A 19,038-nucleotide genomic window follows, 5' to 3' on the forward strand; every position below is an offset into this window, starting at 1 on the left:
GGTCTCACAAACGGCACGATGTACGAGTGAGGGTGCGTGAATGGGATCCCCGCTCCGCGTCCGCGGCCGAGATCAACTCGCTCGTGGAGGCGGTGAACGCGGTCCTGGCGGTCGATCTCCCGGATGATCCACCCTGGCGGGACGTGCAGGTCAGGGAGTATCTGGCCGAAACCATGCCCGGGGAGCGCCGGATCACCTGGATCGCTGAGGACGATCGCCTCCCGGAGGGCGAGGGAAAGATCTTCGGGCACGTGAACATCCTGCTGCTCGGCGATATCGGCGTGCTCGAGGTGCTCGTCCGGCCCGAGTTGCGGCGTCGTGGGCTCGGCCGGCAGTTGCTGGCAGTGGCGGCCCGCCGGGCCTATCTGGAGGGTTTCTCGTCGATCGGCGTCGAGGCGATCGGTGGCACGTCGGCGATCCCGTTCTACGAGTCCCTCGGATTCGAGCGGGAGTATGTGGAGACCCGCAGTGTCCTCAACCTGAACACGGTGGACTGGCTGGCGCTCGGCGGGATGGCCAGTGGGATAAGTGCCGGCTATCGCATCGAGTACCACCCGGGCGGGCCGCCCGATCATCTGCTCGCCGCCTACGCGCAGGCCAAGGCGGAGGCGCAGCGTGACGACGACGATCTGGACCTGGCACCGCGCTCGTCGGATCCGCAGCGGCTGCGTGACTCGCTGGAGACGCTGCACAAACGCGGCCTGAAACCTTACATCGTGCTGGCCATCCACGAGTCGACCGGAAACGTGGCCGGGCTGACCGAGGTGGTCGTGCCGGCGCAGCATCCGGAGCGGGCCGATCAGTACGACACGATCGTGGTCCGGGAGCACCGCGGGTACGGCATCGACCGGGCGATCAAGGCGCGGATGCTGTTCGAGTTGCGGGCCGCCGAGCCGACACTGGGTCAGGTGCAGACGTGGAACGCGCAGCACAACGAGTCGATGCTGAAGGTCAACGCGGAGCTGGGCTACCAGTCCGACCGTGACTGGTTCGAGTACATCGCCGACGTGACCCAGTTGGTCCAGTCCTTGGAGCCGACCGAATGACCGGCCGGCTCGCACCGTCGTCTCAGCGCGGCTGAGACAACGGTGGAAGCCGGCCGGGCAACCACCCGATCAGCCCGGCGGTCGCGTTTCGGCCGGGAGCGGGGCCTGCCTCGCGTGGCCGCCACGGGAGGTGTGGTTCGGCGTGGGGCGGCCCACGCCGTATCCGCTAACGGTTTTGAATGAGGTCTGCCGCCTCGACGGCCCAGTAGGTGAGGGTGATCTGGGCGCCGGCGCGCTTGATCGACGTGAGCGATTCGAGGATGACGCGCTCGCGGTCGATCCAGCCGTTCGCGGCGGCCGCCTCGACCATCGCGTACTCGCCGGAGACCTGGTAGGCGGCGACCGGCACGGTCACCCGGTCGCGGATCGCGGCGATGATGTCCAGGTAGGGCAGTGCCGGTTTGACCATGACGATGTCGGCGCCCTCGGCGATGTCGAGGTCGACCTCGCGCAGCGCCTCGCGGAGGTTCGGCGGGTCCTGCTGGTACTGGCGGCGGTCACCCTGCAACGTCGACTCGACGGCTTCGCGGAACGGGCCGTAGAAGGCGCCCGCATACTTCGCGGAGTAGGCGAGGATCGCGATGTCCTGGTGGCCGGCCGCGTCGAGGGCCCGGCGGATGACGCTGATCTGGCCGTCCATCATGCCGGACGGGCCGACCATGTGGGCGCCCGCGTCGGCCTGCGCCACCGCCATGTCGGCGTAGATCTTCAAGGTGGCGTCGTTGTCGACCGAGCCGTCACCGGCGAGCACACCACAGTGGCCGTGCGAGGTGAACTCGTCGAGGCACAGGTCGCTCATGATGACCGTGGAGTCGCCCAACTCGGCCCGCAGGTCGCGGAGGCCGACGTTGAGGATGCCGTCCGGGTCGAGGCCTGCCGAACCGGTCTCGTCCTTGTTGGCGTTGTCCGGCACGCCGAACAGCATCAGGCCGCCGACGCCCGCCGCGACCGCCTCGGCCGCGGCCTTACGCAGCGACTCGCGGGTGTGCTGGACGACACCCGGCAGCGAGCTGATCGGTTTCGGCTCGGTCAGTCCCTCTTTGAGGAACATCGGGAGGACCAGCTCGGACGGGGAGAGACGAGTCTCCTCGACCAGCCGGCGGATCGCCGGGGTACGCCGCAGACGGCGCGGGCGGATGTCAGGGAAGGACATCGTGGCTCCCTTTTGGTGGGCCGGACCGGGCCGGCCCACCACAAACGGTCAGCGGAAGCGGAGGGCCGTCGGGCCCTGCACCTTGGAGCCGCGGCGCTGCTTGGCCGGCATCGCGGCCAGCTTCTCGCGGAGCTCCAAAGCGTACTCGGCGAGCGCCTCGACCAGGTCGGGCACCGAGGCGTTCTGCGGCTGGGTGTCGACCCGGAGGCCGAACTCGACGGCGGTCTCGGCGGTCTTCGGGCCGATCACCGCGACGACCGTGCGGGCGTGCGGCTTGCCGGCGATGCCGACCAGGTTGCGGACCGTCGAGGACGAGGTGAAGAGCACCGCGTCGAAACCGCCGGACTTGATGGCGTCGCGGATCTCGGCGGGCGGCGGAGCAGCGCGGACCGTCCGGTACGCCGTGACGTCGTCCACCTCCCAGCCGCGCTCGATCAGCCCGGCCGCGAGAGTCTCGGTCGCGATGTCGGCCCGCGGCAGCAGCACCCGGCCGACCGGGTCGAGGATCTCGTCGTGCGGCGAGAACTCGGCCAGCAGACCGTCGGAGGACTGCTCACCGGCCGGGATCAGCTCGGGCTGGATGCCGAACGCCCGGACCGCGTCGGCGGTGGCCTCACCGATGCACGCGATCTTCACACCACCGAAGTGACGGGCGTCGAGGCCGTGCTCGCCGAACTTCTCCCAGACCGCGCGGACCGCGTTGACCGAGGTGAAGATGACCCACGCGTACCGGCCGTCGACCAGGCCCTTGACGGCCCGCTCCATCTGCGCCGGGGTACGCGGAGGCTCGACCGCGATGGTCGGCACCTCGCACGGGATCGCGCCGTAGGCACGGAGCCGGGCGGACATCGCGCCGGCCTGCTCCTTGGTCCGCGGGACGAGGACCTTCCAGCCGTACAGCGGGCGGTTCTCCCACCAGCTGAGGCTGTCACGCTCGGCCACGTCGGAGCCGACGGTCAGGACGACCCGGCCGGTGAAGCCGAGCGCCGCCGCGACGAAACTGTCCACGGTCGAGGTGGTGGTGTACTGCGTCTCGCCGGTGCCGTCGCCGGTGACGCCGACCGGGACACCCGGCTCGACGCCTGCCGCCAGCAGCCCGTCGCGGACGGCGGCGAGGTCACCGGCGTCCACGGCCACGGCGAAGGAGCCCTTCTGGGCGGCCGTGGCGAGCGCGTCGAAGTCGAGGTTGGTGACGTCGTCGACGTCGGCGGAGACGCGCACGCCGGGCAGCGGCACACCCGCGTAGGCGGCGACGCCCTCGGCCTGGCCGATGCCGGGGATGACCTCGAAGTGCACCGCGGTACGCGCGACCGCCTGCACCTCCTTGACCACCGAGTCGTGGCCGAACGGGTCACCGGCGACCAGGTGCACGGCGGACAGGCCGGACTTGGCCGCGGAGAGCAGCACCTTGGCGACATCGCCGGGGGCGCCCTCGGCCGGGCTGAACTGCGCGTCCTCCTTGGCGTCGGAGCGGATCGCGCTGAGCAGGGAGTCGGGCACGCCGCGGTCGTAGACCACCTGGTCGGCATCGGTCAGCGCCGCATACGCGCGGCGGGTCAGCAGCTCCGGGTCGCCGGGTCCGGCGCCGATGAACGCGATGCGTCCGGCTGGCTTACGGGCGGTGCGGGTGGTCATTCTGTGCTCCCCATCAGGGTATCGGCTCCGGCGTCGAGGAGATCGATGGCAAGCGCCTTGCCGATCTCCGCCGCGCCGGCGGGCGTTCCGGTGCGCGACAGTCGGACGGCTCGGACGCCATCCGGGCTGATCACCGCACCGCGCAGGTAAATCTCGTCGCCGTCGTCGCCTTCGGCGATCTCGGCGTGTGCCGCGACCGGGGCGGAGCACCCGGCCTCTAGCGTCGCTAGCATCGACCGCTCCGCCACCACGGCGGCGCGGGTCGGTGCGTGATCGAGAACGGACAGCAACTCGATCAGGTCGGTGTCGCCGGCCCGGCACTCCACGGCCAGCGCACCCTGAGCCGGGGCGGGCAGCATGAGCATCGGGTCGAGCGTCTCGGTGATCTCCGCGAATCGGCCGAGACGGGCCACTCCGGCCCGGGCGAGAACGACGGCGTCGAGATCTGCCTCGGGTCCGAGTACCCGGGCGATTCGCGAGTCGACATTCCCTCGGATCGGCGTGACCTGCAACTCTAGGCCCAAAGCACGCAGTTGCGCGATTCGGCGCACCGCACCGGTGCCGATGGTCGAGCCCGGTGGGAGCTCGGCGAGGGTCAGTCCGTCGCGGGCGATCAGGGCGTCACGTGGGTCCTCACGCACCGGCACGGCCGCGATGTGCAGGCTCGCGGGCTCGGCGGTGGGCAGATCCTTGAACGAATGGACGGCGAAGTCGATCTCACCGGCCAGCAGCGCGTCACGCAGCGCGGAGACGAACACACCCACGCCGAGCTGGGCGACCGGGGCGGCCGAGCGGTCACCGGGGGTGACGATCCGGACCAGCTCGACCGGGCGGCCGGTGGCGGCGGTCAGCGCGTCGGCGACCATCTGCGACTGGGTGAGCGCCAGTGCGCTCCCCCGCGTGCCGAGACGCAGCGTCATGCTTTCCCCCCGATCTCAGGTACCGCGTCGGCCTGGGTGGCGAGCGGGACGTCCAGGTCGAACAGCTCCCGGAGCAGCGCGGCGTACTGGTCGCCGCCGGGCTCGGCAGCGAGCTGACGGACCCGCACGGTGGGCGAGTGCAGCAACTGCTGGACGACCCGGTGCAGGGTACGGGAAACATCCCCCCGCTGCTCCTCGGTGAATTCCGGCCGCCGGGACATCAGCTTGCGCATCTCCGCCGACACGACCTCCTCGGCGCGGGTCCGCAGCGCCGCCACCGTGGGCGCGATCTCGGCGCCGCGCAGCCAGCCGAGGAAGTTGTCCACCTCGGCGACGACGATCTGCTCGACGGCGGCGGTCTCGGCCGCGGCCGGGCTGGTGCGGCGGCTGTTGGCCAGGCTGTCGATGTCGACGACGGTCAGGCCGGGCAGACCGGCGGCGTCCGGCGCCACGTCACGCGGGACGGCCAGGTCGAGGACGATCAGGTCCTTGCCGACCCGTTCCAGGCGCTCCCGGGTGAGCACCGGCTCGGTGGAGGCGGTCGCGCACACCACGATGTCGACCTCGCGCAGCACCTCGTCCAGCTGGTCGAACGGGATCGCGATGGCGCCGTAGGCCTCGGCGAGACGGTCGGCCCGGTCGTGGCTGCGGTTGGTGATCCGAAGGGGGCCGACACCGCTGCGGGTGAGGGTGGCGACCGACAGCGAGCCCATCGCCCCGGCCCCGATGATCAGGGCGGACCGGCCGGTCAGGTCACCGCCGAGGTGCTCGGCGGCCACGTCGAGGGCGGCCGTGACGACGCTCTGCCCGGCCTTGTCGATCCCGGTCTCGGCGTGTGCCCGCTTGCCGACCCGCAGCGTCTGCTGCATCAGCTCGTGCAGCAGCCGGCCGGCCGAGTCGACCTCGGTGGCCGCGTGGTACGCGTCACGCAACTGCCCGAGGATCTGGGCCTCGCCGACGACCATCGAGTCGAGACCGGACGACACCCGGAACGAGTGCCGGACCGCGGCCTCGCCGTAGTGCACGTACAGGTGGCCGGCCAGCTCGGTGGCGGGGATGCCGGAGTGCTCGGACAGCACGTTGCAGATGTCGCCGAGGCCGCCGTGGAAGCCGCTGACCGCCGCGTAGACCTCGACCCGGTTGCAGGTGGAGACGACGACGGCCTCCCCCACGTAGGGCTGGGCGACCAGGCGCTGGAGCAGGTCCGGGACGGACGACTCGGGGATGACCAGGCGTTCGAGGACGGCGACGTCAGCCGTCCGGTACGAGGCGCCGATGCTGAGCAGGTTCACGACCCGACCGCCTCCTGATCGCCGCTCGCCGGCGGCGCGGACCGGCCGCCCGGCAACGCGGTCAGAGACGCCTTGCGGTGCTCGTGGAAGGAAAGGATCTGCAGCTCGATGGCGAGATCCACTTTACGGACGTCAACGTTGGACGGCACCGACAGAACCCCCGGGGCGAAATTGAGGATGCTTGTCACTCCCGCGGCGACCAGCGCGTCGGCGACCGCCTGGGCGGTGCCGGGCGGGGTGGCGATGACTCCGATCGCGATCGACTCCTCGGCGGCGATCCGCTCCAGGTCGTCGGTGTGCTGCACGATGAGGCCGTTGATCTGCTCGCCGACCTTCTTCGGGTCGGCGTCGAAGAGCGCCACCACCCGGAAGCCGCGGCTCGCGAAACCGGCGTAGCCGGCCAGGGCGTGCCCGAGGTTGCCGACGCCGACCAGGCAGACCGCACGGTTCTTGTCGAGGCCCAGGATGTACTCGATCTGGTCGACGAGCAGGGCCACGTCGTAGCCGACGCCGCGGGTGCCGTAGGACCCGAGGTGCGACAGGTCCTTGCGGAGTTTCGCCGAGTTGACCCCGGCGGCTGCCGCGAGACCCTCGCTCGACACCGTCTCCGCGCCGGTCTCGGCGAGGTGGTGAAGGGCACGAAGGTACTCAGGCAGTCGCGCGATGGTCGCCTCCGGCAGATCCGGGAAGGCCGGGACGCCATCGGCTTCGCCGGGCGTGCTTCCGTGACGTTGCTGACTCATCTGACTCCGTGCCGACGAGGCGAACCTGCGGTGAGCCCCGTCTGTGCGATACCGGTGGAACCCTCGTGGGGTGGCTGTGGTAGCGGGGCTCGTCGGAGTCACAGAGTAGGCGCTTGTGAAGGCGTGCACAAATCGCGATCTTGTCGGGACAATTGGACAAGATCGACCCGGCTGTGTTAGTCGGGCCGACCTGTCGAGTATTACCGTTCGAACCCCGCCAGGGCCACTCAGCTCAGAGTGACATGGCCATCTTTACCGCCTCTACCAGCGTGTCGGCGACCGGACGCCCGGATTCACGCAACCGTGACGGATCGGTGAACCCGCCGGTGTAGAGCACCGCGTGCCCGCCGACCGACTCGGCCGCGTCGGCGTCGTCGAGCGAGTCGCCGATCATCACCACATCGGCGCCGTCGACGCCGAGTCCGGCCAGGTGGGCGGCGAGATGGGCGGCCTTGAAACCACCGCCCAGGTCGGCCCGCAGCCCGTCGATCCGGGTGAACATCCCGGCCAGTCCGTAGCCCTCGACCGCCGGGACCAGCTCGTGGTGGAACCACATGGACAACAACGACTGACTGCCCGGCCAGCTCTTGATCGCCGCCTGCGCGTCAGCGGCCAGGCTCACATCGGTCAGCCCGACCCGGTACGCCTCGTGGAAGATCCGATCCAGCCGGCCGAACTCCTCCTCGTCGACAGCCCGGCCGAGCATCTCGGCGTAGAAGTCGGCGACCGGCCGCCGGAAGGCCCGCCGGTGCTCGTCCGAGCCGACGTCACGGCCACCGGCCGAGGCGAAGGCGACGTTCGTCGAGGAGACGACCAGGTGCAGGTCGTCGAGAAGGGTGCCGTTCCAGTCCCAGACCAGGTGCTTAGCTGTCACCCGGAGAACCTACAGGCGAGGCTCACCCGGCTGTCGAGCCAAATCCCGCAGGAGCCGGTCCTCCTCGATCCGCCAGTAGCCGTGCTCCTTGCCGTCCAGCAGCAGCACCGGCACCCGGTCGCCGTAGTCGCGCTCCAGCTCGATGTCGGAGTCCACGTCGATCCGCGTCCAGCCGTCCGGCGCGATCCGGTCCAGCGTCTGCTCGGCGACCTCGCACAGGTGGCAGCCGGTCCGGCTGATCAGGGTCAGTCTCACAGGTCCCTCTTCCGTACCTTGCCGATCGCGGTTCGCGGCAGCTCGTCCACCAGCTCGACGCCGGGCAGCTTGAACCGGGCCAGCCGGGCCGCGCAGTGCACCTGGAGCTCGGTCGTGGTGGGTGACGGGTCGCCGGTGACCGTGACGTACGCGTACGGCCGCTGCCCGCTCGCCGTGTCCGGCACACCGACCACCGCCACGCCGGTGACCCGCGGGTGCGCCATCAGCACCCGCTCGATCTCGGCCGGGTAGACGTTGAAGCCGTTCACCAGGATCAGCTCGCCGATCCGGTCGACCAGCACCAGATCACCGTCGCCGTCGGCGTAGGCGATGTCCCCGGTCGGCCACCAGCCGTCCGGGTCAGGCCCGTCCCGGCCGTCCGGCCAGTACCCGGAGAACAGGTTGGCGCCACGCACCACGATCTCGCCCGGGTCGGTGCCGGCCGACTCGGCGATGTCCAGCTCCTCGTCGATCGAGGCGGTGCCGTCCCGCCACAACTCGGCGCCGGACGCGGTACGCAGCAGCAGCTCGACACCGGGCAGTGGCCGGCCGATCGAGCCGCTCTTGTCCCGGTCGCTGACAGCCGTCGTGGTCAGTACCGGGGCGGTCTCGGTCAACCCGTACCCGATCAGGATCGCCCGGCCGGTCAGTTTGCGGAATCGCGCGGCGACGCCGGTGTCCAGCGGCGCCGCGCCGCACACCGCGGTCCGCACGCCGCTCAGCGCCTCGCCGGCTGACGGGACCGCGGTCCAGGCCTGGTACATCCCGGGCACGCCGATGGTGACGGTGACGCCGTGCCGGGTGATCAGGTCGAGCGTCGCCTGCGGTTCGAAGCGCTCGGCCAGCACGCCGGTGGCCGCGTGGTGTGCGACGCTGCCGAGCCCGGTGTTCAGCCCGTAGGCGTGGAAGAACGGCACGGCGAGCAGCACCACGTCGTCCGGCCCGACGACGGGCGGCTCGATCCGGTCGAGCTGGTCATGGTTCGCGGCGAGCGCGGCGTGGGTGAGCATGGCGCCCTTGGGGCGCCCGCTGGTCCCCGAGGTGTAGAGCAAAACCGCAAGATCATTTGGTTCGGGTACGGCCGGAGCAGCGCCGTCCGCAGCGGAGCCGGGCGGCCCGTCCACCACCAGCGAGGCCCCCGAGTCGGCGATCGCATGGTCGCGCTCGTCGGCGGTGTAGCCCGGGTTGAGCGGCACCGCGACCCGCCCGGCCCGCAGCACCCCGAAATAGGCGACCGCGAAATCGACGGTGTTGCCGAGCAGCAGTGCGACCCGATCGCCTGGCGCCGTGCGGGACGAGATCCAGCGGGCGGCGGCGGACACCCTGGTGTCCAATTCCGACCAGGTGACCACAGTGTCCCCGGCGATCAGCGCGGGGTGGCCGGGGCGGCGGCCGGCGGCCTCGGCGACCGCGTCGCGGGCGGTTTCCTCCACGAGGCCCGAGTCTGGCACAAAGCGGCCGCCACCGGGACGTCGGACAGCCCGTCCGTCCGGAACGCGGCTTGTTCGGCCAAGGTGACCTTGACGTGACTTGCCGTGTTAGTGCGATTCGCGGCTTTGAGCGCAGCGCACACACTGTGCGACTCCGCGTGTCCGAACTCGGCAATACTTCCGCACTGTGTAACGGAATACACACCAACGGGTGAGGTTGACCGGTCTATACGCCGGTTACCCACCCATTTTGTTGTGATTGACCACTTTTGTTATGAGTGACCCACCCTCATCCCGAGGAGGCCGCTGTGCCACACAAAGCACGGAATCACGGTGAATTCACGTCTGGCGGGACGGATTCGCTGTCGCCGGAGGCCCGCCGGGCTGAGGAGGCGCAGTGACTCATGTGTACGCGGAGGGTCCGTACCACCGCGACGTCCTGCACACGTTGCGCGACACGGCCGGGGGGATGATCGTCAACGCCATCCGGGGCGACAGCCCCAAACAGACCGGCAGCCGCCGCACGCCCAACGGGCCACCCGCGGTCGCCTCGCCGAACACCGCAAACGGGAAGTTCGGCGCCAGCCGGCCCGGCGCGCCACGACCGCCGGCCCAGCCCACCGCGGGCCAGCGGTCCAATCTCGGCGAGGGTGAGACCACCACGCCCGGCGAGCACACCGTGGTCCTGCCGACGCAGAGCACCACCGGACCGCCCACCGAGTCCGCCCCGCCGAAGGCCCGGCCGGATCGTGGCGACCCGGCCGCCGAGGTGTGGGCGCTGGTCGAACGGGCCCAGGCCGGCGAGGCCGAGGCGTTCGGCCTGATCTACGACAGGTACGTGGACACCGTCTTCCGGTTCGTCTACTTCCGCGTCGGCAACCGCCAGCTCGCCGAGGATCTCACCTCGGACACCTTCCTGCGTGCTCTCAAGCGCATCGGAAGCTTCACCTGGCAGGGCCGCGACCTGGGCGCCTGGCTCGTCACCATCGCCCGGAACCTGGTCGCCGACCACTTCAAGTCCGGCCGCTACCGCCTTGAGGTGACCACCGGCGACGTACTCGACGCGGACCGCGAGGACCGGGGGCCGGAGGGCAGCCCGGAATCCGCGGTGGTCGATCACATCACGAACGTCGCCCTGCTCACCGCGGTCAAGCAGCTCAACCCGGAGCAGCAGGAATGCATCGTGCTCCGGTTCCTCCAGGGCTTCTCGGTCGCCGAGACCGCACAGACCATGGGCAAGAACGAGGGCGCCATCAAGGCGCTTCAGTACCGGGCCGTACGCGCGCTGAACCGGCTCCTGCCCGACGGGTTCCAATCTTGATCGAACGTCCGAGAATTTCGATCTCCGATACCCGATGGCACCGCCCGGCACCCGTAACCGTGGCCGCGTGTCGCGCGTTTGTCCGGATGCGACCCAGGGCCGTGTTCCACGGTCCGGACGCCGACGTCGGCCGCCAGGCCGGCGAGACAGTCACGAGCGAGGGGAGGTGCCCACGGTGAAGTTCGCATTCCCGAACTCCCGGAGTGCCGAGCGCTTCGCGGAACTTCTCGACGACGGTGGCGCCCGTCGGCACCACAGTCGTGGGCAGGCCGACGAGGAGATGAATCGGCTGGTCGCGATAAGCAACCGGCTCTCCACGGCCCGGCCCGGCGCGCCTGTCGACTCCGAGTTCCGCGTCGGCCTGCGCGCCATGCTGGTCGCCACGGCCGAGCGGGACGGCATCGGGCGGAGCGCCCCCGAGGCGGAGGCCGATCCCGAGCCGGCCGCCGAGCCCGCGGCCCGCCGGCCCCTGTTCGGCCGTCGGATACGGGCCCGCGGCGCGATCGTGATCGGCGTGGCCGCCGGTGCGATGGCCGTCTCCGGCATCTCCGCGGCGAGCGAGAGCGCGTCACCCGGCGAGATGTTGTACAGCGTCAAACGCCAGACCGAACGCGCCCAGCTGGCGATCGCCGGGTCGGATGTGACCCGTGGTCAGCTGTCGCTCGACTTCGCGCGCACCCGGCTCAACGAGGCGATGGCGATGAGCGGCGACTCGTCCGACTTCGCGCTGGTGCTGGACGACATGGACGCCGACACCCGCAAGGGCGTCCGGCTGCTGACCACCTCGGCGGTGTCCCAGCAGGACACCAAGCCGCTGGCCACACTGGACGACTTCGTCGACGACCAGCGCACCACGTTCACCCCGGCGCTGGAACGGCTCTCCACGCCCAACCGGGACCGCGCGACCCTGTCGCTCGGCCTGCTGGAGGACGTCGTCAAGCGGGCCGAGACGCTGCGCTCCGGACTCGGCTGCGACAAGGTCACGCCGGTCGGCGCCGACGCGCTCGGGCCGAAACTGCGCGACTGCGCGCCCGACGACGACAGCGCCGCCGAGCCCCCGCAGGTGGCACCGCAGAGCGGTCACGGCACCAAGACCGGGACCCGGCAGAACGGCCAGGCCACCACGCCGAAGACCGCCAAATCGGATGCCGCCGACCCGGCCGCGACCGGTAAGGCCGTGACGCCGAACAAGTCCGCCACGCCGGCGGCGAGCCCGGCCGTCATCGACGGAGTGACACCGATGTACGACGACGGGGCCGTCGACCCGGCACAGATCGATCCGCTTCCGGAGGAGGAGGGTGTGCTGGGCGGACTGCTCGGCGACATCTTCTGAGACTGAGGACATGGCGAGGGGCGGTGCCGGAGATCATCACTCCGGGGCCGCCCCTCAACTGTCACTATAGGACGGTTCGGGTGGACCGCTCCAGAAGATTGGCACTCCTGCAGGTCACGGGCCGAACGGGTCCGGGCGCTTCTCCAGCAGCTCGTGCAGGGTCGCCTGGATCGTCTCGCGCACCTGGTCGGCCAGGTTGTAGACGACCAGCGGATCGTCCGCGAACTCGGTGAGATGCGCGGTCGGGATCGGCGGGCAGAACTGGATCAGCCACTTGCTCGGCAGCGGGATCATGCCCAGCGGCCCCAGCCAGGGGAAGGTCGGCGTGATCGGGAAGTACGGGATCCCGAGCAGCCGGGCCAGCGGTTTCAGGTCGGCCAGGATCGGATAGATCTCCTCGGCGCCGACGATCGCCACCGGGACGATCGGGGTGCCGGTCCGCAGCGCCGCCGAGACGAACCCGCCCCGCCCGAACCGCTGGAGCTTGTAGCGGTCGGCGAACTTCTTCCCGATGCCCTTGAAGCCCTCCGGGAACACGCCGACCAGCTGGCCCGAGTTCATCAGGCGCTCGGCGTCCGGGTTGCAGGCCACGGTCGCGCCGGCGGCCCGTGCCAGCTCGCTCATCAGCGGCATCCGGAACACCAGGTCGGCGCCGAGCAGACGCAGGTGCCGCTGCTGCGGGTGCTTGTCGCGGAGGCCCACGGTGAGCATCAGGGCGTCGAGCGCGATCGTGCCGGAATGGTTGCCGACCACCAGGGCGCTGCCCTCGGCCGGCACGTTCTCGATACCGAGCACCTCGGTCCGGAACCAGTCCCGGTAGAGGATCTTCAGCAGCGGGTGGAAGATCGTCTCGGCCAGCTCCGGGTCGAACCCGAACTCGTCCACCTCGTACGCCCCGGCGAGCCGCCGCCGCAGGAACGCCAGGCCGTCGGCGACCCGCTGGTCCCAGACGTCCAGCCCGGCACTCACGGCGGCCACCGGCTCCGGCATCGGTTCGGGCATCGGTTCGCCCTTCTCCGGGATCGGGCGCCGGCCGTTGACCCGCTGGGCCGGCGGCGGCTCGGGCAGCTTGAACTCGGTGTGACCGGGCAGCATCTCGCGGTACTCGTCCTGGCTCACGGCGTCTCCTGCCCGGCCGCCGCACGGACCCGCCGGATACCGTCCAGAATCGCGGTCTCCGCTGCGGCCAGCCGGTCGGCGGTGAGCGTGGAACCGGCCGCGTGCGCCTGGATGAACTCCTCGAACGCCTCGACGGTGGTGCGCGGGGTGAAGCCGAACTCCTTGACCAGGCGGGTCGTGTCGACCACCCGGCCGTGCACGAACAGGTCGATCTGGTCCATGCCGATCTGCTCGACGCCGAGATTGCGGAGCAGGGCCGCGCCGGTGGACAGCGCCGGCTCGGGCAGCGGCAGGGAGATGCGGCCGGCCCGGCGGACCGCCTGGGACAGCATCAGGACACCGGAGCCGGCGACGTTGAAGGTGCCCGGATGGTCCTCGGTCACCGACCGGTGCAGGATCTCCAGCGCGTCCTCGACGTGCACGAACTGGAGACGGGCGTCCCGGCCGAGCACGGTGGGCACCAGCGGCTGGGCGAAGTAGCGGGTCAGCGACGTCTCGGCGGACGAGCTGATCATCGGGGCGAAACGCAGGACGGTCGCCGCGACCTCGGGCCGGCGGCGGCGGAACCCGCGAACATACCCCTCGACGTCGAGGATGTCGCGGGCGAACGCGCCACGCGGCACCGCTCGGGGCTCGGTGTCCTCGGTGAAGACCGCGGGGTCGCGGAACGACGCGCCGTAGGCGGCCGTCGACGAGCGCACCACGAGTTTGCGCAGCCCGGGAGCGCCCTGGGCGGCAGCAAGCACCTGCATGGTGCCGATGACGTTCTGTTCTTTCATCGCGGCCCGGCCGCCGTGCCGGCTGTCGGGCACGCTGGTGATCGCCAGGTGCACGACTGCCTCGGCGCCGAGATCGGCGATGGCCTCGGTGGCCGCACGTGCGTCGGCCCGGATCCGCTCCACACCCTCCAGCAGGCCAAGAAGGCGTGCAGGCGGGTCGTGCGGATCCAGACCGACGACACGGTCGATACGAGGATCAGCGGCGAGGCGGGCGGCCACCTGAGCGCCGAGATAACGGCTGACTCCGGTGACCACGACAACGCTGGGCGGTGAGGTCACCACGGGGGCACCCTTCGATGCGCGGCCTCGATCAGTTGGCAAGTGCCGTCGGTGGCCGGACTGTCAGCCCGGCCGACGATCACTTGCCGAGACGGCGACGCTGGACGCGGGTCTTGCGCAGCAGCTTGCGGTGCTTCTTCTTCGCCATACGCTTGCGGCGCTTCTTGACCACGGAGCCCATACGAAAAGCCTCTCGAAACCATGTGGGTGGCCCGGCGCACGGCCGGGACCGGACTGGGACGGCGCCCGGAGCAGCGGCGCCAACTTAACGGCACGCGTGGACCGGGAACCAACCGGTCCAGCGTACCGGCATGCCCCAGCCGGGCCAACACGGCCCCGGGAGTCAGGCGCTCTGTGAGAACGCGCCGCGCAGATACTCGTGTACCGCATGCTCGGGCACCCGGAACGAACGACCGACCCGGACAGCTGTGAGATCACCGCCGTGCACGAGCCGGTAGACGGTCATCTTGGAAACCCGCATGAGCGCGGCCACCTCGGCCACGGTCAGGAAACGAACCTCCGAGAGGCGTTCCTCGGTCTGGGCTGGACCCGTCATCGCGTCGCACCGATCCTTTCGCAATCCTCCGCGGTGGTAGCGGCCGGAGGGTCCCGGAAGTCCGCGGGGATGACGTGCGTGTCATCAGAACGGTATCGATACGGCTGTGACCAACGCGATACGTTCCGTGAAATGCCCAGAAAAAGTCAAGCCCGACACGCCGGATCCGTGGTGGTATCGCCCGTTATTTCCGAGAAGCGACGGCACGGGCCATGAAACCCACGTTCGCCGGGCGCTCGGCCAGGCGGCGCATCAGATGCGGATACCACTCCGCGCCGTACGGCAGATGGACGCGAACCGTGTGCCCGCTGCCGGCCAGCCGGGACTGCTCCTCCGGGCGGACCCCGTAGAGCATCTGGAACTCGTACTCCGTGGTGGACCTGTCGAACCAGCGCGCCCGGTCCTCGGCGATCGCGATCAGCCGCGCGTCGTGGGTCGCCACCATCGGGTAGCCCTCCCCCGCCATCAGGATGTTCAGACAGCGCACGAACGACTTGTCGACATCCAGCGCGGACTGGAACGCCACCGACTCCGGCTCGGCGTAGGCGCCCTTGCACAGCCGCACCCGCGAACCGGCCGTCGCCAGCTCACGACAGTCCCCCTCGGTACGCCGCAGGTGGGCCTGTAGCGCCGCCCCGGTGGACGGGAAGTCCCGGCGCAGCTCGACCAGGGTCTCCAGGGTCGCGTCGGTGGTGCTGTGATCCTCGGCGTCCAGCGTCACCGTGGTGCCCGCCTCGGCCGCGGCGGCACAGATGGCGCGCGCGTGCTCGTACGCCAATTTCTCGTCGATCCGCTGACCGAGAGCCGAGAGTTTGACGCTGACCTCGACCGCCGGCGTCAGCCCGGCGCCCTTGAGCCGGCCGAGCACCGTGACGTACTCGTCCCGGGTGGCCACCGCCTGCTCTATCGTCCGGGTCTCCTCGCTCAGATGGTCGAGGCTGACCGACAGGCCGTCATCGGCGAACTGGCGGCTGACCAGCAGAACCTCGTCGGCGCTGGGCCCGGCGACGAAGCGCTGCACGATCCCCCGGCTGACAGGGGCCGACTCGACCAGCCGCCCGAGCCGGGCGGATCCGGCCGCGGCGAGAAACAGGGTACGGAGCATGCGCCGAGCGTAACGTCCGGACCTGGCACGGACCCCGGGCAACACATACGTGCCCCATCGGGTCAGGTGCGGCTACCGTTGTCGGGTGAACTTCGATGCGTACGCCCGTACGGCGATAGACCTCGTCAACGCAGGTCTGGACGATCTCGCCGGATTGCGGGCCCTGTTCAGCGGCGAGCAGGAATACATGCGCGACCAGGTCACCGAGAAGGACCTGGCCCCGTTCCGCCGCGCGCAGCGGCGACTGCGGGAGGTCTTCGAGTTCGGCACCTCCGGGCAGGACAACGAGGCGGTGCGCGAGCTCAACGGTCTGCTCGAGGCCTATCCGGTGCAGCCACGCATCTCCGGGCACGACGCGAGCGACTGGCACATGCACGTGACCAGCCGAGGCTCCTCGGTCAGCGCGGAGTACCTGGCCGGCGCCGTCTGGGGCCTGTCGGTCTGGCTCTGCGAGTATGGGAGCGCCCGCTTCGGCATCTGCGCCGACGAGCGGTGCGGCAACGTCTACCTGGACACGTCGTCCAACAACTGCCGCCGGTTCTGCTCGGAGCGCTGCGCCACCCGGTCGCACGTCGCCGCGCACCGGGCCCGAAAGCGAGCGGCAGCCGATCTCACCCCTGCGTGACCGCTCTCAGCCTGCGTGACCGCGCATTTCGCCGCCGGTGTCGAGGGCACTGAAAACGGCTAGCGAAGCGTGGTCGTTTTCAGCGCCGTCGACACCGGCTCAAGGGCGAAATGCCGCCGAGCCGGAGGCGAGGCCATCAGGCACGCTCGGCTCCAGGTGCTTGCGGGCGAACTCCAGGGCCTCGCGGAGATCGGCCTCGCGGGCCGGGCGGCTCGCCGCCTTGCGCGTGTTGATCTCCAGGGCGACTGAGCCGGTGAACCCGCGCCCGGCCAGTGACCGCAGCAGCTCGGCGCACGGCTGATTGCCGCGCCCGGGCACCAGGTGCTCGTCGCGGCCCTCGCCGGTGCCGTCGCCGAGGTGCACGTGCCGCAGGCCGGCGCCCATCCGGTCGGCCATCTCCAACGCGTCGATGCGCGAGGCCGCGCAGTGCGACAGATCAAGCGTGTACGCGTCGAAGCCGGTCTCGGTCGGATCCCAGCCGGGGTTGTAGGGCACCACCCAGCGGCCGGCCATCTTGACCGGGAACATGTTCTCCACCGCGAAGGTCAGGTCGGGGTGCCGGCCGCGGACCTTGGCCAGGCCCTCGGCGAAGTTACGGGCGTAGTCGCCCTGCCAGCGGAACGGCGGGTGCACCACCACGGTCGGCGCGCCGAGCGACTCGGCGAGCTGGGCGGCCCGGGTCAGCCGCTCCCAGGGATCGGAGCTCCACACCCGCTGGGTCACCAGCAGGCAGGGGGCGTGCACCGACAGGACCGGGACGCCGTAGTGGTCGGCCAGTCCCTTGAGGGCACCGGTGTCCTGGCTGACGGCGTCGGTCCACACCATGACCTCGAGGCCGTCGTAGCCGACGGTGGCCGCCATCTCGAACGCCGCCGCCGTCGGCTCCGGGAAGACCGAGGAGCTGGAGAGAAGCACGGGTACGCGGGAAGTCACGCCCTCCAGCGTAGCCGCGCGCCACCCAGCCGGATATATCAGCTCTAAACGGTCATGATCCACCGGTGGGCGTACGCTGACCCGGATGAGCCGCGCGACGCCACCCCGGGAAGTACCGCTCGACTTCCCTCGCGAGTGGATCGAATTCCTCGATCCCGCCGACGAGCAACACCTGGTCCGGGCCGATCTGACCTGGCTGCTCTCCCGCTGGACCTGCGTCTTCGGCTCCGCCTGCCGGGGCATCCTGCCCGGCCGCGCCGAGGACGGCTGCTGCTCGCACGGCGCGTTCTTCACCGACGCCGACGACGAGAACCGGGTGAAGGCGGCCGCCGCCAAGCTCACCCCGCAGACCTGGCAGCACTACCGGCGCGGGTTCAAGAATTACACCGAGGTGGACACCGTCGACGGCAGCAAACCCGCTCGGCGTACGGCCACGCAGTCCGCCGACGGCCCGTGCGTCTTCCTGAACGACGCCGATTTCGCCGGCGGCGGTGGCTGCGCGCTGCACGGTCAGGCCCTGCGGGACGGCGTGCACCCGCTCAAGTACAAGCCGGACGTCTGCTGGCAGCTGCCGGTCCGCCGCGAGCAGGACTGGGTCACCCGGCCGGACGGCACGAAACTGCTCCAGTCCACTTTGAGCGAGTTCGACAGGCGCGGCTGGGGGCCGGGCGGGCACGATCTGGCCTGGTGGTGCACATCGTCGCCGGACGCCCACGTGGGGACCGAGCCGATGTACGTCACCTACGCGCCGGAGCTGACCGAGCTGATCGGCGAGGCCGCATATGACCGCCTCGCCGAACTCTGCTCGGCCCGCATCAAGTCCGGTCTGATAGCCGTCCACCCGGCGACGGAGGCAACAAACCCCAAGCGTCGGGTGACCCGATCACGGGCGGGTCACCCGACCGCACCATAGTCGCATGCTAGTTAGCAGGGGACAAGGGTGAATCACGGCTCGAACTTGTAGCCCAGGCCCCGGACGGTGACGATGTAACGCGGCGCGGACGGCTCCGGCTCCACCTTGGAACGCAGCCGTTTCACGTGCACGTCCAGCGTCTTGGTGTCACCGACGTAGTCGGCGCCCCAGACCCGGTCGATCAGCTGGCCGCGGGTGAGCACCCGGCCGGCGTTGCGCAGCAGCAGCTCGAGCAGCTCGAACTCCTTCAGCGGCAGCTGCACGCCGGAACCGTCGACGGTGACGACGTGACGCTCGACATCCATCCGCACCGGGCCGGCGGCCAGGGTCGGCGTGGTGACCTCGGGCGCGTCGGCGCCCTGGCGGCGGAGCACGGCACGGATACGGGCGACCAGCTCACGAGGCGAGTACGGCTTCGTGACGTAGTCGTCCGCCCCGATCTCCAGACCGACCACCTTGTCGATCTCGCTGTCCCGGGCGGTGACCATGATGATCGGGACCGCCGAGCGCTGCCGCAACTGACGGCAGACCTCGGTGCCGGACATCTCCGGAAGCATGAGGTCGAGCAGCACGATGTCGGCACCGGTCCGGTCGAACTGCGTCAGGGCGGAGGTACCGGTCGCAGCGACCGACACCTCGAAACCCTCCTTGCGCAGCATGTACGACAGGGCGTCGGAGAACGACTCCTCGTCCTCGACCACGAGCACGCGGGCCAATGAAGTTCCTT

At 70.3% G+C, this 19,038-nt stretch carries 19 protein-coding genes and 1 pseudogene; 5 read left to right on the forward strand and 15 right to left on the reverse strand.

The annotated features are described in order from the left end of the window. Window positions 1-26 precede the first annotated feature (26 nt). A complete protein-coding gene (locus AB0E94_RS18835) occupies window positions 27-1,046 on the forward strand; it encodes a GNAT family N-acetyltransferase (protein WP_360327662.1) in 1,020 nt (339 codons plus the stop codon). Window positions 1,047-1,212: 166 nt separating this feature from the next. On the opposite strand, the gene hemB is transcribed toward AB0E94_RS18835, so the two are convergent. From hemB to AB0E94_RS18875, 8 genes are all read right to left on the reverse strand, one after another. Continuing rightward, window positions 1,213-2,199, reverse strand: a complete 987-nt coding sequence (gene hemB, locus AB0E94_RS18840) for a porphobilinogen synthase (RefSeq protein WP_360327665.1) — start codon at window positions 2,197-2,199, stop codon at window positions 1,213-1,215. Window positions 2,200-2,247: 48 nt separating this feature from the next. Next, window positions 2,248-3,834, reverse strand: coding sequence for a uroporphyrinogen-III synthase (locus AB0E94_RS18845; RefSeq protein WP_360327667.1), 1,587 nt, complete (start codon window positions 3,832-3,834; stop codon window positions 2,248-2,250). After that, on the reverse strand, window positions 3,831-4,754 hold the full coding sequence (gene hemC, locus AB0E94_RS18850; RefSeq protein WP_360327669.1) for a hydroxymethylbilane synthase: 924 nt from the start codon (window positions 4,752-4,754) through the stop codon (window positions 3,831-3,833). Before hemC ends, AB0E94_RS18845 begins: the two co-directional genes overlap by 4 nt. Then, a complete protein-coding gene (locus AB0E94_RS18855) occupies window positions 4,751-6,046 on the reverse strand; it encodes a glutamyl-tRNA reductase (RefSeq protein WP_360327672.1) in 1,296 nt (431 codons plus the stop codon). The genes hemC and AB0E94_RS18855 overlap by 4 nt, the downstream gene beginning before the upstream one ends. After that, window positions 6,043-6,789, reverse strand: a complete 747-nt coding sequence (locus AB0E94_RS18860; protein ID WP_360327675.1) for a redox-sensing transcriptional repressor Rex — start codon at window positions 6,787-6,789, stop codon at window positions 6,043-6,045. Before AB0E94_RS18860 ends, AB0E94_RS18855 begins: the two co-directional genes overlap by 4 nt. A gap of 232 nt (window positions 6,790-7,021) precedes the next feature. Further along, window positions 7,022-7,663 (reverse strand): HAD hydrolase-like protein, encoded by a 642-nt coding sequence (locus tag AB0E94_RS18865; protein WP_360327678.1) that lies wholly within the window; start codon window positions 7,661-7,663, stop codon window positions 7,022-7,024. 9 nt (window positions 7,664-7,672) lie between these two features. Then, the gene (locus AB0E94_RS18870; RefSeq protein WP_317789987.1) at window positions 7,673-7,918 is read right to left on the reverse strand and encodes a glutaredoxin family protein; all 246 of its coding nucleotides are present in this window, start codon (window positions 7,916-7,918) and stop codon (window positions 7,673-7,675) included. Beyond that, on the reverse strand, window positions 7,915-9,351 hold the full coding sequence (locus AB0E94_RS18875) for an AMP-binding protein (protein WP_360327680.1): 1,437 nt from the start codon (window positions 9,349-9,351) through the stop codon (window positions 7,915-7,917). The genes AB0E94_RS18870 and AB0E94_RS18875 overlap by 4 nt, the downstream gene beginning before the upstream one ends. Before the next feature lie 394 nt (window positions 9,352-9,745). Between AB0E94_RS18875 and AB0E94_RS18880 the strand changes: the two genes are divergently transcribed. Together AB0E94_RS18880 and AB0E94_RS18885 are read left to right on the forward strand one after the other, a co-directional pair. Further along, window positions 9,746-10,669, forward strand: coding sequence for an ECF subfamily RNA polymerase sigma factor, BldN family (locus tag AB0E94_RS18880; protein WP_360327682.1), 924 nt, complete (start codon window positions 9,746-9,748; stop codon window positions 10,667-10,669). A gap of 175 nt (window positions 10,670-10,844) precedes the next feature. Then, window positions 10,845-11,681 (forward strand): annotated as a pseudogene (locus AB0E94_RS18885) (DUF5667 domain-containing protein); the annotation flags it as partial. Between the two features lie 435 nt (window positions 11,682-12,116). On the opposite strand, the gene AB0E94_RS18890 reads toward AB0E94_RS18885, so the two are convergent. The 5 genes from AB0E94_RS18890 to AB0E94_RS18910 form a co-directional block, all read right to left on the reverse strand. After that, on the reverse strand, window positions 12,117-13,121 hold the full coding sequence (locus AB0E94_RS18890; protein ID WP_360327685.1) for a lysophospholipid acyltransferase family protein: 1,005 nt from the start codon (window positions 13,119-13,121) through the stop codon (window positions 12,117-12,119). Further along, window positions 13,118-14,182, reverse strand: coding sequence for an NAD-dependent epimerase/dehydratase family protein (locus AB0E94_RS18895; RefSeq protein WP_360327688.1), 1,065 nt, complete (start codon window positions 14,180-14,182; stop codon window positions 13,118-13,120). The genes AB0E94_RS18890 and AB0E94_RS18895 overlap by 4 nt, the downstream gene beginning before the upstream one ends. A gap of 76 nt (window positions 14,183-14,258) precedes the next feature. Beyond that, window positions 14,259-14,360, reverse strand: a complete 102-nt coding sequence (locus AB0E94_RS18900; protein WP_007465623.1) for an AURKAIP1/COX24 domain-containing protein — start codon at window positions 14,358-14,360, stop codon at window positions 14,259-14,261. A 162-nt stretch (window positions 14,361-14,522) separates the two neighbouring features. After that, window positions 14,523-14,735 (reverse strand): helix-turn-helix domain-containing protein, encoded by a 213-nt coding sequence (locus AB0E94_RS18905; RefSeq protein ID WP_014447695.1) that lies wholly within the window; start codon window positions 14,733-14,735, stop codon window positions 14,523-14,525. 184 nt (window positions 14,736-14,919) lie between these two features. After that, window positions 14,920-15,840 carry a proline dehydrogenase family protein gene (locus tag AB0E94_RS18910; protein WP_360327690.1) on the reverse strand — a complete coding sequence of 307 codons (921 nt, stop codon included), beginning with the start codon at window positions 15,838-15,840 and terminating at the stop codon, window positions 14,920-14,922. An 85-nt stretch (window positions 15,841-15,925) separates the two neighbouring features. On the opposite strand from AB0E94_RS18910, the gene AB0E94_RS18915 reads away from it, so the two are divergent. Then, complete coding sequence (locus AB0E94_RS18915) at window positions 15,926-16,465, forward strand: CGNR zinc finger domain-containing protein (RefSeq protein ID WP_360327692.1); 540 nt, start codon at window positions 15,926-15,928, stop codon at window positions 16,463-16,465. A gap of 99 nt (window positions 16,466-16,564) precedes the next feature. Here AB0E94_RS18915 and AB0E94_RS18920 read toward each other — a convergent pair whose 3' ends face one another. Continuing rightward, window positions 16,565-17,398, reverse strand: coding sequence for a sugar phosphate isomerase/epimerase (locus AB0E94_RS18920; protein WP_360327694.1), 834 nt, complete (start codon window positions 17,396-17,398; stop codon window positions 16,565-16,567). 85 nt (window positions 17,399-17,483) lie between these two features. Between AB0E94_RS18920 and AB0E94_RS18925 the strand changes: the two genes are divergently transcribed. Beyond that, window positions 17,484-18,311, forward strand: a complete 828-nt coding sequence (locus AB0E94_RS18925; protein ID WP_360327697.1) for a hypothetical protein — start codon at window positions 17,484-17,486, stop codon at window positions 18,309-18,311. A gap of 32 nt (window positions 18,312-18,343) precedes the next feature. Here the strand turns inward: AB0E94_RS18925 and AB0E94_RS18930 are convergent, their stop codons facing one another. Next, the gene (locus AB0E94_RS18930) at window positions 18,344-19,027 is read right to left on the reverse strand and encodes a response regulator transcription factor (protein ID WP_093619604.1); all 684 of its coding nucleotides are present in this window, start codon (window positions 19,025-19,027) and stop codon (window positions 18,344-18,346) included. Window positions 19,028-19,038: the final 11 nt, after the last annotated feature.

Origin of the sequence: Actinoplanes sp. NPDC026670, assembly GCF_040638175.1 — a bacterium.
In the GTDB taxonomy this organism is placed as follows: Bacteria; Actinomycetota; Actinomycetes; order Mycobacteriales; family Micromonosporaceae; genus Actinoplanes.

Coding starts and splice junctions, on each gene's coding strand:
- hemB (WP_360327665.1), bottom strand. CDS start 2,199: ATGTCCTTCCCTGACATCCGCCCGCGCCGTCTGCGGCGTACCCCGGCG.
- AB0E94_RS18845 (WP_360327667.1), bottom strand. CDS start 3,834: ATGACCACCCGCACCGCCCGTAAGCCAGCCGGACGCATCGCGTTCATC.
- hemC (WP_360327669.1), bottom strand. CDS start 4,754: ATGACGCTGCGTCTCGGCACGCGGGGGAGCGCACTGGCGCTCACCCAG.
- AB0E94_RS18860 (WP_360327675.1), bottom strand. CDS start 6,789: ATGAGTCAGCAACGTCACGGAAGCACGCCCGGCGAAGCCGATGGCGTC.
- AB0E94_RS18900 (WP_007465623.1), bottom strand. CDS start 14,360: ATGGGCTCCGTGGTCAAGAAGCGCCGCAAGCGTATGGCGAAGAAGAAG.
- AB0E94_RS18905 (WP_014447695.1), bottom strand. CDS start 14,735: ATGACGGGTCCAGCCCAGACCGAGGAACGCCTCTCGGAGGTTCGTTTC.
- AB0E94_RS18910 (WP_360327690.1), bottom strand. CDS start 15,840: ATGCTCCGTACCCTGTTTCTCGCCGCGGCCGGATCCGCCCGGCTCGGG.
- AB0E94_RS18925 (WP_360327697.1), top strand. CDS start 17,484: ATGAGCCGCGCGACGCCACCCCGGGAAGTACCGCTCGACTTCCCTCGC.